Origin of the sequence: Novosphingobium aerophilum, assembly GCF_014230305.1 — a bacterium.
Classification (GTDB): domain Bacteria; phylum Pseudomonadota; class Alphaproteobacteria; order Sphingomonadales; family Sphingomonadaceae; genus Novosphingobium; species Novosphingobium aerophilum.
This window is the reverse complement of the sequence record NZ_JACLAU010000003.1, coordinates 38,454-52,454: the sequence shown is the minus strand read 5'-3', so window position 1 is coordinate 52,454 and position 14,001 is coordinate 38,454. Positions and strand designations below refer to the sequence as shown.

At 67.6% G+C, this 14,001-nt stretch carries 12 protein-coding genes and 1 tRNA gene; 10 read left to right on the top strand and 3 right to left on the bottom strand.

The genetic code is table 11. The features are described from left to right. Window positions 1-172 precede the first annotated feature (172 nt). From tpiA to H7F49_RS03720, 3 genes are all read left to right on the top strand, one after another. On the top strand, window positions 173-943 hold the full coding sequence (gene tpiA, locus H7F49_RS03730) for a triose-phosphate isomerase (RefSeq protein WP_185682228.1): 771 nt from the start codon (window positions 173-175) through the stop codon (window positions 941-943). Between the two features lie 115 nt (window positions 944-1,058). Beyond that, the gene (secG, locus tag H7F49_RS03725) at window positions 1,059-1,403 is read left to right on the top strand and encodes a preprotein translocase subunit SecG (RefSeq protein ID WP_185682348.1); all 345 of its coding nucleotides are present in this window, start codon (window positions 1,059-1,061) and stop codon (window positions 1,401-1,403) included. Window positions 1,404-1,606: 203 nt separating this feature from the next. Continuing rightward, on the top strand, window positions 1,607-3,238 hold the full coding sequence (locus H7F49_RS03720; protein ID WP_185682227.1) for a CTP synthase: 1,632 nt from the start codon (window positions 1,607-1,609) through the stop codon (window positions 3,236-3,238). Window positions 3,239-3,992: 754 nt separating this feature from the next. Here H7F49_RS03720 and H7F49_RS03715 read toward each other — a convergent pair. After that, a complete protein-coding gene (locus H7F49_RS03715; protein WP_185682226.1) occupies window positions 3,993-4,469 on the bottom strand; it encodes an Hsp20 family protein in 477 nt (158 codons plus the stop codon). A 232-nt stretch (window positions 4,470-4,701) separates the two neighbouring features. On the opposite strand from H7F49_RS03715, the gene grxC reads away from it, so the two are divergent. From grxC to H7F49_RS03690, 5 genes are all read left to right on the top strand, one after another. Next, complete coding sequence (grxC, locus tag H7F49_RS03710; protein WP_185682225.1) at window positions 4,702-4,959, top strand: glutaredoxin 3; 258 nt, start codon at window positions 4,702-4,704, stop codon at window positions 4,957-4,959. A 5-nt stretch (window positions 4,960-4,964) separates the two neighbouring features. Further along, window positions 4,965-5,783, top strand: coding sequence for a carbon-nitrogen hydrolase family protein (locus H7F49_RS03705; RefSeq protein WP_185682224.1), 819 nt, complete (start codon window positions 4,965-4,967; stop codon window positions 5,781-5,783). Between the two features lie 29 nt (window positions 5,784-5,812). After that, window positions 5,813-6,319, top strand: coding sequence for a DUF1178 family protein (locus H7F49_RS03700; protein ID WP_185682223.1), 507 nt, complete (start codon window positions 5,813-5,815; stop codon window positions 6,317-6,319). Window positions 6,320-6,420: 101 nt separating this feature from the next. Beyond that, a tRNA-Arg gene (locus tag H7F49_RS03695) sits at window positions 6,421-6,497 on the top strand. A 320-nt stretch (window positions 6,498-6,817) separates the two neighbouring features. Then, window positions 6,818-7,312 (top strand): hemerythrin domain-containing protein, encoded by a 495-nt coding sequence (locus tag H7F49_RS03690; protein ID WP_185682222.1) that lies wholly within the window; start codon window positions 6,818-6,820, stop codon window positions 7,310-7,312. Window positions 7,313-7,367: 55 nt separating this feature from the next. Here H7F49_RS03690 and H7F49_RS03685 read toward each other — a convergent pair whose 3' ends face one another. After that, window positions 7,368-7,619 carry a YdcH family protein gene (locus H7F49_RS03685; RefSeq protein ID WP_185682221.1) on the bottom strand — a complete coding sequence of 84 codons (252 nt, stop codon included), beginning with the start codon at window positions 7,617-7,619 and terminating at the stop codon, window positions 7,368-7,370. Window positions 7,620-7,726: 107 nt separating this feature from the next. Next, on the bottom strand, window positions 7,727-9,352 hold the full coding sequence (locus H7F49_RS03680) for a ShlB/FhaC/HecB family hemolysin secretion/activation protein (protein WP_185682220.1): 1,626 nt from the start codon (window positions 9,350-9,352) through the stop codon (window positions 7,727-7,729). 183 nt (window positions 9,353-9,535) lie between these two features. Here H7F49_RS03680 and H7F49_RS03675 point away from each other — a divergent pair, with 183 nt between their 5' ends. Together H7F49_RS03675 and H7F49_RS03670 are read left to right on the top strand one after the other, a co-directional pair. Then, window positions 9,536-11,626 (top strand): FecR family protein, encoded by a 2,091-nt coding sequence (locus tag H7F49_RS03675; protein ID WP_185682219.1) that lies wholly within the window; start codon window positions 9,536-9,538, stop codon window positions 11,624-11,626. A gap of 6 nt (window positions 11,627-11,632) precedes the next feature. Further along, the gene (locus H7F49_RS03670; protein ID WP_185682218.1) at window positions 11,633-13,966 is read left to right on the top strand and encodes an EAL domain-containing protein; all 2,334 of its coding nucleotides are present in this window, start codon (window positions 11,633-11,635) and stop codon (window positions 13,964-13,966) included. Window positions 13,967-14,001: the final 35 nt, after the last annotated feature.

Genomic DNA, 14,001 nt, shown 5'->3' with positions numbered 1-14,001 from the left:
CGATCGGCCCGCGAACGTTGCCGACCGGACACAGCCGGGCAAATGGTGAAAATCTGTCCATTCGGTTTTTGACAGCCGGGGCAGGGCTGGCCTAGCAGCGCGCTCAAGGGCGTCGCATCCCCATCGGATTCGTCACTATGCTCAGGTAAATGTAAGATTTCAGGGAATATCTATGCCACATCGGCCCTATATCGTCGGCAACTGGAAGATGAACGGGACCCGCGCCATGCTGGCCGAGGCCCGGGCGATCGATCGGGCCGCGGGACGTTATCCCGACGTGCAGATCGGGCTCGCCCCGCCGTTCACCCTGGTGCACACCATTGCATCCGAGGCCCAGGCGATCGGCACCGGCGGTCAGGATTGCCACACCGAGGCCAAAGGCGCTCACACCGGTGATGTCGCCGCGGCGATGCTGGCCGATGCCGGGGCCGACTTCGTCATTCTGGGCCATTCCGAACGTCGCCGTGACCATGGCGAAAGCGATGCCCTGGTCAAGGCCAAGGCCGAGGCCGCCCTGGGCAGTGGGCTGGGGATCATCGTCTGTGTGGGCGAGACGCTGGAGCAGCGCGATGCCGGGCAAGCCGAAGCCGTCGTCCAGGCGCAGGTGGCCGCATCGCTGCCGTCGGCCGCGATGGCCGAGGAAGCCGGCATGGCGCGGGTGGCCGTGGCCTATGAGCCGGTCTGGGCCATCGGCACCGGGCGGGTTGCCGCGGTGGAAGACGTGGTGGCCATGCACCAGGCGATTCGACAGACGCTGGTCGACTGGAGCGCCGATCTGGGTGAGAAGGTGCGGATTCTCTACGGCGGCTCGGTCAATGCCGACAATGCGCGCGATCTGCTCGCGGCCGATGGCGTGGGCGGGGCTCTGGTCGGGGGCGCCAGCCTGACCGCCGAGAGCTTTCTGGCCATCGTCGCTGCCGCCCATTCGGCCCGCACGGACTGAGCGGCAGGCGGGTTGTGGCCGGCCCCGCCGGCGTGCGACCGGGCGGCACCTTGCCAGCGGGGCGCACCGCGCCTAGATGGCGCTTCATTCTTTCCGCGCGAAACGGGTTTTCATCGTGTTCATCTTCCTCATGGTCGTTCAGGCGATTGTCGCCGCGCTGCTGGTCGGCGTCATACTGATGCAGAAGTCCGAAGGCGGTGGCCTCGGGACCGGCGGCAGCCCGACCGGCTTCATGTCGGCGCGCGGCGCGGCGGACTTCATGAGCCGCACGACCTCGATCCTCGCCACCATCTTCGTGGTCCTGTCGATCGTGCTGGCCGCGCTGGCGACCAGTGCCGGCGGGGGGCGGACCATCGATACCTCGCTCAAGCGCGATGTCGCCCCGGTCCAGGCGCCGGTCGATCCGCTGGCTCCCGCCGCGGGCCAGGCGGCGCCGCAGCCCGCTCCGCAGGCGACCTGATCGCATCCTGACCGCAGCCGCCGGACCGGGTTCGCCCGGTTTGGCGATCGCGTTTTCGCTTTTCTGTCCCGACCCAGACGGGCGCAGCCGCGGCCGGCCTTCGCGCCGGGCCGCACGGGCGGTATGGCAGTTGTGGATTAGCGCCACAACTTGACCGGATTGCCTTGCCCTGCGCCCCTCGCAGCATTTAAGGCCCGACTCCCATGGCGCGGTACATCTTCATCACCGGCGGCGTGGTCTCCTCGCTCGGCAAAGGTCTCATGGCGGCAAGCCTCGCGGCACTGCTGCAGGCGCGCGGGTTCCGCGTTCGGATCCGCAAGTTCGATCCCTACCTGAACGTCGATCCGGGGACGATGAGCCCCTATCAGCACGGCGAGGTCTTCGTGACCGACGACGGCGCCGAGACCGATCTGGACCTGGGCCACTACGAACGCTTCACCGGGGTTTCGGCCCGCCAGTCGGACAACATCACGTCCGGGCGGATTTACCAGCAGATCATCGCCAAGGAACGGCGCGGGGACTATCTGGGCGCCACCGTCCAGGTCATCCCGCACGTGACCGACGCGATCAAGGCTTTCGCCCAGGATCAGGTCGACGATCTGGATTTCGTGCTGTGCGAGATCGGCGGGACGGTGGGCGATATCGAAAGCCTGCCGTTCATCGAGGCGATCCGCCAGATGCGCAACGAACTGGGCCGCGAGCAGACCTGCTCGGTCCACGTCACGCTGGTGCCCTATATCGCCGCCGCGGGTGAGCTGAAGACCAAGCCGACCCAGCATTCCGTCCGGGAGCTGACCAGCCTGGGCGTCCAGCCCGACGTGCTGCTGTGCCGCTGCGAGAAGCCGCTGCCCCCCGGCGAGCGCGCGAAGATCGCGCTGTTCTGCAACGTCCGGACCGAGGCGGTGATCCAGGCGCTGGACGCTTCGAGCATTTATGCCGTGCCGCTGCAGTACCATGGCGAAGGGCTCGACGCCGAAGTCTTGCACCATTTCGGCCTGACCGCACCCCAGCCGGATCTGTCGCGGTGGTATGATATCGTAGACCGATATCAGAACCCTGAGGGCGAGGTCACCATCGGTGTCGTGGGCAAGTACGTCGGCCTGCAGGATGCCTACAAGTCGTTGAACGAGGCCCTGATCCACGGCGGCATGGCGCACCGGGTCAAGGTCAACATCAAGTGGCTCGATGCCGAGCTGTTCGAGCAGGACGATGAGACCATCGCCGCCCAGCTCGAGCCGATGCACGGGATCCTGGTGCCCGGCGGGTTCGGAGAACGCGGGACCGAAGGCAAGATCGCCAGCGTGCGCTTCGCCCGGGAACGCAAGGTGCCGTTCTTCGGCATTTGCCTGGGCATGCAGATGGCCTGCATCGAGGGTGCGCGCAACACGGCTGGCATCGCGGGGGCCTCGTCAACCGAGTTTGGTCCCGCCGAGGAGCCCGTGGTCGGCATCATCACCGAATGGATGACCGAGGAAGGCCTCCAGACCCGCGCCGAAGGCGGCGATCTGGGCGGGACCATGCGCCTGGGCGCCTATCCGGCGAACCTGGCGGGCAACAGCCATGTCGCGGCGATCTATGGCGCCGAGCAGATCAGCGAGCGCCATCGTCACCGTTACGAGGTGAACTGCGCTTATCGCGATGCGCTGGAACGGGGCGGGCTGGTGTTTTCCGGAATGTCTCCGGACGGCTTGCTGCCCGAGATCGTCGAGCGGCCGGATCATCCGTGGTTTGTTGGCGTGCAGTTCCACCCCGAACTCAAGAGCCGACCCTTCGCGCCGCATCCGCTGTTCAGCGGATTCATCGGCGCGGCGCTCCAGCAGTCCCGACTCGTCTAGGCTGCGGCCGCCCATGCGGCAGAAGGTGGCGCGCCTGCGACCCCAGGTGCGTCTACGCCATTTGGCGGCTTTCTACCCTGAAGGTTAAGTGCTAAGCCCTAACGGCGGAGGCACTAGCTCGGTCTGTCTAGATCGGGCTAAGTATCCCAATGTAAAAAAGAAAGAAATATTTCGAAGGGGCTTGCCAAGGCATTTCGTTACCGCTTACCCCTTGTCTCAGAGCGGGGCAGCGGTCGCCGAGCCGAAATCGGCAGGGTTGACGATCGCTTAGCTGCTCTCCGTAAGGTTTCGAGCCTGGCGGATAAGGGGGAATGCAAAGGATTTTGGTCTGGCTGGCAGGAGGGTGCTGGCTAGGCACACGGGCCAGTCCCGCGATTGATCGTCTTTTGCGACCCGGACGATCATGATGGGACAGGGCGGCGCGCAAGCGTCGCGGGGGTGGGTCCTCCCAGACCCACCCCCATACGCCGCCCCGACTGCGGGACCTGCCATCGCGGCGCGCCAGGCCACAGGCCCGAACCCGTCAGAACATCACATCTTTCAGGACAGGACCCGAGCCTGATTTGGCGGTGTCCAGCCGCCCAGGCAGGGGCCTTGTCTTCGGCGTTACCGCCACCCGCCGCGTTCGCGAGTCTCCGCCAACGGGTCCGGAGCGAGCGGTTGGGTCCGACCTGCACCCCCGAACACATCGGGCCGGGGAAGTGATCCCCCGGCCCGTTTCAATGGCTGCAGGCCCCAGGGGGCCGCGCCGCGTTCAGGCGGCTTCGCTGCGATCCGCGGTCTTGCCTTCGATGACGCTCAGCGGCTTCTGGGTGCCGATCGCCACCTTCTTGGGCTTCATCGCCTCGGGCACTTCGCGGACAAGGTCGATCACCAGCAGGCCGTCCTCCAGATTGGCGCTTTCCACCCGCACAAAATCGGCCAGCTCGAAGCGCCGTTCGAAGGCGCGCTGGGCGATGCCCAGGTGCAGGAACTGGCCCGACGCCTGCGCCTCTTCATTCTTGCGGCCCTGGACCACCAGCAGGTTCTGCTGGGCCGTGATGTCGAGATCGGCCGGTTTGAACCCGGCCACCGCGAGCGTGATGCGATAGGAATCCTCCCCGCGACGCTCGATGTTGAACGGCGGGTAGTTCTCGCCACCGCCGGTCCGCGAGGCGTTTTCCAGCAGATCGAACAGGCGGTCGAACCCTACGGTGCTGCGGCGATAGGGGGTAAAGTCAAAACGGGTCATGGCAAAAATCCTCGATTGAGCAATTTTCGTGGTTCGTCGGGACCCGGATGGCATCCCGGCGTTGTGGCATGGCCGCGCGGGCCCATGACACGTCTGGTGAGATATGTTAGCCGCGGCGGCTTTCAAGGTCCGGTCGACACGCCGCCCGCATCTTGCGCGGAGGTGGTCGGTCCGGACCGCGAGCCGGGGGGAGCCTGTGTCTTCCCCCGGCCGGGACAAGAAGGGACATGCGATGGCCAAGGTGGAAATCTATACCCAGTGGGGCTGCCCCTACTGCACGCGCGCCAAGGCGCTGCTCGACGGCAAGAGCGTGGCCTATACCGAGTACGACGTGACCATGGACAGCCGCAAGCGCGCCGAGATGGCCGAGCGTAACCCCGGCGCGCGCACCGTCCCGCAGATCTTCATCGATGACGTGGCCTATGGCGGGTGTGACGACATCCACGCGCTTGACCGCGCCGGCAAGCTCGACCCGCTGCTCCAGGCCTGAACCCCATGGCCCGCGTTGCCGTTCTGCAGATGACCAGCGGGATCGATCCGGCCGAGAACGCGCGGACGATCGTCGCGGCGGTCGAGCGGGCCGCGGCCGACGGAGCCCGGATGCTGTTCACGCCCGAGATGTGCGGGCTGCTCGACCGGGATCGCCAGAGGGCCGCAAGGGCGATCCGCCCCGAAGGTGACGATCCGGTCCTCGCCGCCGTCCGCGATGCGGCCGCCCGGCATGGCCTGTGGGTGGCGCTGGGCTCGCTCGCGGTGCGGCAGGAGGGGCCGCGCTATGCCAACCGGGCTTTCGTGATCGACGAACAGGGGGCCATCCGGGCGCGCTACGACAAGCTGCACATGTTCGATGTCGATCTGGCAACGGGCGAATCCTGGCGGGAATCGAACGCTTATGCGCCGGGTGAGGCGGTAACCGTGGTCGAAGATACGCCCGTCGGCCGGCTCGGCCTGGCGATCTGCTACGACATCCGTTTCCCCGCCCTGTTCGAGGCGCTGGGGCGTCGGGCCTGTGATGTCATCGCCATCCCCGCGGCCTTCACCGTGCCAACCGGCCGCGATCACTGGCACGTGCTGCAACGGGCCCGGGCGATCGAGGCGAGCGCTTATGTCATCGCGGCGGCGCAGGTCGGCCATCATCCCGATGGCCGCGACACCTTCGGTCACAGCCTGGCGATCGATCCCTGGGGGGACATCCTGCTCGATCTGGGGGGAGAGGCAGCGGGGCTTGGCTTTGTCGAGATCGACCCCGCCCGCCTGGTCCAAGTCCGCCAGCAGCTACCCAGTCTTGCCAATCGGCGCATCGTTCCCAATTAGGACCTTGCCATGACACCTGGTTGGTCCCGATGATTGTTTTCGATCTTGCCTGCCGCGCGGCCGGTCACCGGTTCGAGGGGTGGTTCAGCTCCAGCGACGATTTCGACCGCCAGCAGGCGTCCGGACTGCTCGCCTGTCCGCTGTGTGGCAGTGCGGACGTGGCCAAGGCGGTGATGGCGCCGAATGTGGGTCGCAAGGGCAACCAGCGCCCCGAACCGGTCCGCGCCGCCGCACCGGAGTCCCTCGCCCCGGCTCCGACCCCGGCCGGTGCCCTGACCAACACCGGGCCAGCCCTGCCGCCCGAGGCGATCGCGATGTTCCGTGCGATGGCCGCTGCCCAGGCCGAGGCGCTCAAGTCGTCACGCTGGGTAGGCGATCGGTTCGCCGATCAGGCCCGGGCGATGCATTATGGCGAACGGGACCACGAACCGATCCACGGCCAGGCCACCGCCGACGAGGCGCGCGACCTGATCGAGGAGGGGATCGCCGTCGCCCCGCTGCTGGTCCCGGTCATCCCGCCCGACCAGGCCAATTGACCGCGACACCTTTCCGTTGCCCCGGCATTGGGCCATTGCCCCCGCATTGGACCTTTGGCGGCGTTGCCATGCCCGCTCCCAGTCCGTAAGAAGCGGGCCGGGCGCCCGTAGCTCAGCAGGATAGAGCACAAGATTCCTAATCTTGGGGCCGTGGGTTCGAATCCCGCCGGGCGCACCACACTTCATGAGCTTTGGGGATGAGGGCAGCCGGTCTGGTCGGCGCGCTGTGCCTGGGCGACGATAGGGTGCGGCTCAGGCGCCGCAGCGAGGCGCGGACAATCCCGGCGGAGATCGACAGCCACCGGGCATCGTTTGGGCGCGAAACGCTTACAGTGCAGCGCGCCATCCTGCCCCGTGGTGCCGAAGGCCTCAGGGGCTGGCAAAGGGCACGTGGGACGGTTTGGAACTGGACCGGGGCATGGGCGGTTTCCGGGATAGCCCTTTCACGGACCGGAGTGTCCCGCCTTGTCAGATCTGCCTCACCCCAATCCTGCGGACATGCCGGGTCCTGTCGCTGCGGATCCTCCGGCAGCGGATGCCATTGCCCTGCTCGAGGCCGATCATCGCCGGATCGAGGTGCTGTTCGACGCCTATGACCGTGCCGAGCCTGCCGAGCGGCAGGCCATCGCCTCAGCCGTCTGTGCCGCGTTGCGCATCCACGCGCGGATCGAGGAGGAGCTGTTCTATCCCGCGATGGCCGAGGCGACCGGCGCCCTGGACCTGCTCGCCGAGGCTCGGGTGGAGCATGCCGTGGCCGGTGATCTCATCACCGCGCTCGAGCGTGGGCGGCCGGGCGACGACCTGTTTGATGCCCGGATGCGGGTGCTGGGCGAATACGTGTACCATCACGTGATCGAGGAGGAGGACGAGCTGTTCCCGCTGTGCGAAGAGGCCGGGATCGATCTGGCTGCGCTGGGCGAGGCTTTGGCCCGCCGTCGCCAGGAACTGATGCCCGATCCGTCTGCCACGGGTGATGACGTGGCCCGGTCCTGATCGGGGCCCGGGCCGCCCGGTCCGGTGGCAACCCGGCCCGGACAGCACCGCCGGTTCAGGTCGACGCCTTGGCCTTGGCCAGGATCTGGGCGACCTCGTCGAGCATGGCCAGCCGGTCCTTCTTGAGCGTTTCGAGGTGATCGTCGGAGGCGGGCGCAATATCGCTTTCGATCCGGTGGATCTCGCGGTTCACCTCGTGATAGCGGGTCGCGATCCGCTGGAAGTGGGCATTGTCGAGCTTGAGCTGGTGAAGCAGCGCGGCATCGGCCGGGAAGGTGTCGTGAAGATCGTGCGGAACGTGGCTCATGGTGGCTCCTGTCAAGGTTGGCCATCATCATGGACCCGCTGCGCACGGGCGCATTGCGGTGAGTCAAATCCCGCCGAAACATATGCTTCTGCCCGAACAGGGCAGCGTCAGAAGCTGCGGATCAGGCCCAGGTTGATCTTGGCGCTCTGGGTGCCGGTATCATAGCGCGGGCCGCTGAGCGGGACGGCCACTTCCACCGTGGTCCCCATGCGCGGCGTCAGGTCGATGCGCAGGCCGCCGCCGGCCGAAGCCAGCGAGCCGCCTCCGCTCCCGCCCTGCAGATTGGACACCACGCCGCCGTCGGCAAAGGCATAGACCTGCGCACGGCGGACCAGCCCGAGCGGTTGATCGATGAGATAGCGCAGTTCGGCCAGACCGGCGACGCCGCGGTCGCCACTGCGCTCACCCCAGTCATAGCCGCGCAGGAAGGCGGTGCCACCCAGGGCCATCTCCTCGGACAGGGGCAGCGGCTGCGCGGCCAATTGGCCCTGTCCGGCGAGGCGCAGGCTGAGGCCATGGCCAAGATCGGCCGTCCAGTCGCTCCACAGCGAGAACACCGTGTAGGTGCCATCGGCATCGCTGCGCGTGGCGAGGGGATCGCCGGGGGCGGTTGTGCCCAGCCAGCCAAGGCCCTGCGTCACGCCCGCGCTGACACGCCACAGCCCGCCTGCGATCTTGGCATTGCCGTAGACCGTCAGGCGGGCCGTGCTGAGACGATCGTAACGGACCAGCGTATCGGTGCGCCACTGGCGAAAGCTGCGCAGGCCCAGTTCTCCTTCCAGCCAGAAGCTGGCCGCACGTCGGCGCAGCAGGGGCTGGGTCAAGCTCGCGCCGACCGCCCATGAGCGGCTGCGGAAACCCAGCGGGGCGAGGTAGGAGCCCGGCCGGGTGGCCGATCCCGTGGCGGACAAGGCGATTTCCGTGCCTTCCGAATTCAGGTCGCGGGCATAGCGGATACGCCCGAACTGAAGCTCCGAGGGTTGCGCGGGGGTCCCGGTGACACTGATCGACAGGCGATCGCGGCTGTCGATCAGGCCGTTGAGATCGGCATCGATCCGCAACTGGACCGGCCCGATGGTGCGGGTGCCCTGGTTGGTCAGGGCCATGCGGACGGTCGCGGGATCGTGCGATGCGCTGACCAGCAGGATACCGCGGCCGCCTTCACGAAAGAACTTGCTCGACCGGATGCGCGTCCCGCTGTTGTCTCCCGCCAGCAGCAGGCGGCGCTCGACCTCGCCCTTGGTCACTGGGCCGGCGCCCGCCAGGGGGGCCAGATCGCTCTGCACGGCCTTGCTCACCGGACCATCGAACCGCACCTCGTCGATGCGGCCTTCGTCGACGGTCACGATCAGCACGCCGGCGGTCATCCGCTGCGGGGCGATCGTCGCGGTGGCGAAGACATAGCCCCGCGCGCGCATCCGGTTGGCGATGGCATTGGTCAGCCCGTACAGCGCCTTGGGGGAAAAGCGGCGTCCGATGCTGTTGGTCAGGATGTCGGTAAAGTCGGCCGGGGTCAGGCGCTCGAGCCCGCTGAGCGTGATGGCGCCCACCTGAATCGACTGGCCGGTCGGCCCCGGGGTGGACGGGAGTGCCCGCTCCACCTCAACCGTAGGGGTCGCGCGCCGTTCGGCGTCGCGGTCGCGGGGGACCGGGCGCTCGCCGCTGATCAGGCCGGGGTCAACGCCTTCGGGTGCCGGCTGCGCACGCGCCATCGTGGCACTGGAGAGTGCCATCGTGACGAGCATCAGCCATGAAACCCAAGGTCTCCGCATATCTTCCCGCAGTGGTAGCGGGGCGAACATGCACCAAATTCCTTACAATTTTCCCAAGCGCCTCATCAAAAGTTAACCACCCCTCCAAACGGGACGGCAACGTAACGAAGTGTAAGGCCAAGGCAGGATAGAGGTATTCTGCTTATGTCAAACGCGTTCCGCCAGCTCACCTGCCTGCTGCTGTTGACCACGGCATCGTCGGCCTATGCCGACGGCAAGGCTGCGTCGTGGACGGTCAGCGAGACCGCCGGGACCGTGACGGTCAGCCAGGCTGGCCGAACCGTGCCGGCCACGCGCGGCATGGTGGTCCTCCCGGGCGCGACGCTGTCGACCGGGGCCGGATCGCGCGCGATCGTGGTGCGCGGCCGGGACTTCGTGACCGTTGCTCCGGGTAGCCGGATCAACCTGCCGGTCGATGGCGAGAAGCGCGGTTTCCTGACGCTGGTGCAGGAATGGGGCAATGCGATCTTCCAGGTCGAAAAGCAGGCCAAGCCTCACTTCGGCGTGCGCACCCCGTACCTGGCGGCCGTTGTGAAGGGCACCACCTTCTCGATCACGGTCGGTGCCGAGGGCGCTTCGCTGCAGGTGGTGGAAGGTCTGGTCGAAACCTCGACCCTGGATGGCGGCGCCAGCGAACTGATCCGGCCCGGCACCGTTGCGCTGGTGCGCAGCGACGATCCCTATCGCCTGTCGGTGCAGGGCCAGGAGACCCGGCAGATCGATTCACCCCAGCGCGCCGCGCCGCGCCCGGCCGCGCCGGCGCCGTCCGCCACGCCGAGCAGCGCCACCCCCGCCGCACCGGCAGGAAATGGGTCGACCGACGCGGGCGGCACCAGCAATGGCAGCAGCGGGGACGGTTCCAGCCTGAGCCTCAACGCCGGGGGGGCGGGTGCCGGATCCTCGGCAGCGGCGACGAATGCCGGCGCGGGCACCACCGTCACCACGGACAGCCAGGTCATTTCTACGGCGGTGGTCGCCCAGCAGGTCGACCTGTCGCGGGCGACAGCCGGACTGGTCAGCAACGGGACCGATCTGGTCGCGGTCAACACCGCGGTCCGGTCCTATCGGGAATCGACCCCCGCGAACGCCGGCAACGAAACCGAAGCCCGCTCCGACGGCAAGAGCCAGTCGGATGGTGATGGCAAGTCCGGCAGCGACGGAAAGTCGGATGGCGACACGTCGTCATCCAGTTCAACCGGCACGCCGACCTTGCTGGCCGCCAATGATGCGCCCGGCACCTCTGGCGCCGCCAGCAAGCCGGATAATGACGACGACGACGCCCTCGATCTCGAGGACGATGACGACAAGTCCGAAGTGCTGCTGGCCTCGGGCAAGTCCGACAACCCGGACAAGGACAAGGAGGACAAGTCCGACAAGGAGGACAAGTCCGACAAGTCGACCGGCAACGCCAATGTGGTGAACGTCAACCTGTCGACCGGCACGGGCAGCACCCCGTCCGCAGCCGCCGCGACCATCACTGACGCCGGCCTGACCCCTTCGGACGGTGGCAACAACGGCAACGGGAACAGCAACGGCAACGGCAACGGCAACGGCAACGGCAACGGCAACGGCAACGGCAATAGCGCCTCTACCCCGCCTCCGGTGGCCGCCAACCTGATCGACGCCAGCCTGACTGTGGGTGAGAAGGGCAACCCAGGGAATGGCAACGCGAACGGCAATTCCGACAACGGCAATGGCAACGGTAACGGTAACGGTAACGGTAACGGCAATAGCGCCTCTACCCCGGCTCCGGTGGCCGCCAACCTGATCGACGCCAGCCTGACTGTGGGTGAGAAGGGCAACCCGGGGAATGGCAACGCAAACGGCAATTCCGACAACGCGAACCCGGGCAACGGCAACGGCAACGGGAATGGCAACAGCGCGTCTGCCCCGGCTCCGGTGGCGGCCAGTCTGATCGATGCCAGCCTGTCCGTGGGTGGGAACGGCAACCCGGGGAACGGCAACGCGAATGGTAACGGGAACGGGAACGGGAACGGCAATGCCGTCGAAGTTCCGGCCCCTGCCGCTGCGAGCGTCATCGATGCCGGCCTGACGGTCAGTACGACCGGCAACCCGGGGAACGGCAATTCCGGCAACGGCAACGGCAATGGCAACTCGGGCAACGGCAATTCCGGCAACGCGTCGAACGCCAACTCGGTCACGATTGGGGCGAACCTCTCCGTCGCGCCGACGCTGACCGATCTGCGGGGCAATCCGGGCCGCAACGCCAACTGATCGGACATGGCAGCTCATCGCTCTTCGGCCAAGGTCGCTCAACATCTCCCTCGCCACTGGCGATCGGTGGTGCTTGGCCTGGCCCTGGCGGCGAGTGGTCTGTTCGGTCTGCTGGGTCCCTCCCAGTTCGTCGAGCATTCGCTGGAGGAGGCGAGCGCGGCCCTGCGCCGTCATCCCGCCAGCAGCGAACTGCGCATTGTCGAGATCGATGCCCATTCGATCGCCTCGATCGATCGCTGGCCCTGGCCGCGGCGCAACTATGTGGCGGTGATCGATCGGCTGCAGCGCGCCGGAGCGGCCAGCGTCTCGTTCGACGTCGATTTCTCGGCCCGCTCCAACCCAGCGGACGACAGGGCCCTGGGCGCGGCGCTGGCCCGGACCCGGATGCCGGTCATCCTGCCGACCTTCGGCCAGGAGTCCGGGGCCGGCCGCTCGGGGTGGACCAATTCCCTGCCGGTTCCGGAACTGCGCGAACATGCCACGATCGCAGCGGTAAGCGTGCGCCCGGACTCCGATGGCGTGGTCCGGCGGGCCCCGGTCGGGACGATCACCGATGGCCTGCCGCGCCCTTCGCTGTCCGCGGCCATGGCCGGACTGGCCAACGGTGCTGCCGATAGCGACTTTCCGATCGACTATGCGATCGATCCCGACACGATCCCGCGGTCCAGTTTCATCGATGTCCGTGATGGCCGCTTCGATCCGGCGGCCTTTGCCGGCAAGCACGTGCTGATCGGGGCCACCGCGATCGAGATGGGGGATCGCTATGCCGTCCCCGGCCGCGGCGTGATCCCCGGAGTGGTGATCCAGGCCCTGGCCGCCGAAACGCTGCGCGGCGGGCTTCCGCGCGAAGCGGGCTGGCCGTTGCCGCTGCTGCTGGCGCTGGCGCTGGGCTTCGGCATCCTGCGCATCGGCAACGGGCGGGTCCTGGCCATCACCGTAACGGCTGCCCCGCTGCTGCTGTTCGGCCTCGCGGTGGCGGCCAAGGCGGGTTTCAACTGGTCGTTCGAGCTGGCTCCGGCCATGGTCGTGCTGGCGGTGGTCAGCGCCGCAACCTATGCCGCCCGCTCGTGGGTGGCGCGGCAGGTGCGCCGCTCTCACGATACGGCGACCGGATTGCCGAACCGCCTGGCCCTGTGCGGCCCCGGCGGGCCCGGCGACGGGGCTGGCCTGGTTGTTGCGCGGTTCAGCGATTACGACAAGCTGGTGGCTGCCCTGGGCGATCGCACGACCGCCGATCTGGTCGGCCGCGTGCAGGAACGCATCTCGCTCGTCACCGAAGGCGCCACGATCTACCGGGTGGAAGACCGTGCCCTGGTCTGGGTGGCCTCTGACGAGGCCGATCTGCAGGCCCGGCTGGCCACGTTGCGCACGATCATGCTGCCGCCGGTGGAAGTCGCCGGTCGACGTGTCGATGTGGCGCTCAACTATGGCTTCGCCTGGCGTCGGCCGGACGAAAGCACCGATCACCTGCTCGGCCGCGGTTTGCTCGCCGCCGACCAGGCCCTGACCCGCGGGGTGAGCTGGAACGCGCACGACGACCTCAACGACGAGGCGATCGACCGCGAATTGTCCTTGCTGGGCGAACTGGACGATGCGATCGGCGCAAACGAGATCGAGGTGGTCTACCAGCCCAAGCTGGCGCTGGCCTCGGGCCGGATCGCCAGCGCCGAGGCGCTGGTCCGGTGGAACCACCGGACGCGCGGACGCCTGGGTCCCGATCTGTTCATTCCCCTGGCCGAGCGCAACGACCGGATTGCCGGCCTGACGCTCTACGTGCTGGAACGGGCCATCGCCGATCTCGGCCGGCTGAGGGCCCAGGGGCTGGAGATCAGCGTGGCGGTCAACATCTCGGCCAAGCTGGTTGACGCCCCGGATTTCTGCGCCGCCGTGCGTGATCTGGTCGAGCGCAGCGGCGTGGCGACCAACCGCCTGATTTTCGAAGTGACCGAATCCGCCGCGATGGTCGATGTCGAAGCGGCGGCGGCGGCGCTCGATGCGTTCCGCGAGATGGGCATCTCGATCTCGATCGACGATTACGGCACCGGCCAGTCCACGCTCAGCTATCTGCGCCAGCTCCCGCTCGACGAGCTCAAGCTCGATCGCAAGTTCGTGCAGTTCGCCCACCTGAACCGCGACGATGCGATCCTGGTCCAGTCCACGGTCAGTCTGGCGCATGAGCTGGGTCTGAAGGTCGTGGCCGAGGGGGTCGAGGATGCCGGGTGCCTCGCCTTCCTCCGGTCGATCGGCTGCGACATGGCCCAGGGCTACCTGATCAGCCGTCCGGTCGCGCCTGACGATCTGCTGGCCTTGCAGCTTCCGCCGATTCCCCACGCAGCCTGATCCGGTCGGCGCGCGCAGCGCACCGCCCGATCGGC

What these genes read in the sequence shown, in the direction of transcription:
- H7F49_RS03680 (WP_185682220.1), bottom strand. Translation starts at nt 9,352, where the DNA reads ATGGCACTCTCCAGTGCCACGATGGCGCGTGCGCAGCCGGCACCCGAA.
- H7F49_RS03685 (WP_185682221.1), bottom strand. Translation starts at nt 7,619, where the DNA reads ATGAGCCACGTTCCGCACGATCTTCACGACACCTTCCCGGCCGATGCC.
- H7F49_RS03675 (WP_185682219.1), top strand. Translation starts at nt 9,536, where the DNA reads ATGTCAAACGCGTTCCGCCAGCTCACCTGCCTGCTGCTGTTGACCACG.
- H7F49_RS03700 (WP_185682223.1), top strand. Translation starts at nt 5,813, where the DNA reads ATGATTGTTTTCGATCTTGCCTGCCGCGCGGCCGGTCACCGGTTCGAG.
- grxC (WP_185682225.1), top strand. Translation starts at nt 4,702, where the DNA reads ATGGCCAAGGTGGAAATCTATACCCAGTGGGGCTGCCCCTACTGCACG.
- H7F49_RS03720 (WP_185682227.1), top strand. Translation starts at nt 1,607, where the DNA reads ATGGCGCGGTACATCTTCATCACCGGCGGCGTGGTCTCCTCGCTCGGC.
- H7F49_RS03705 (WP_185682224.1), top strand. Translation starts at nt 4,965, where the DNA reads ATGGCCCGCGTTGCCGTTCTGCAGATGACCAGCGGGATCGATCCGGCC.
- H7F49_RS03670 (WP_185682218.1), top strand. Translation starts at nt 11,633, where the DNA reads ATGGCAGCTCATCGCTCTTCGGCCAAGGTCGCTCAACATCTCCCTCGC.
- H7F49_RS03715 (WP_185682226.1), bottom strand. Translation starts at nt 4,469, where the DNA reads ATGACCCGTTTTGACTTTACCCCCTATCGCCGCAGCACCGTAGGGTTC.
- H7F49_RS03690 (WP_185682222.1), top strand. Translation starts at nt 6,818, where the DNA reads ATGCCGGGTCCTGTCGCTGCGGATCCTCCGGCAGCGGATGCCATTGCC.
- tpiA (WP_185682228.1), top strand. Translation starts at nt 173, where the DNA reads ATGCCACATCGGCCCTATATCGTCGGCAACTGGAAGATGAACGGGACC.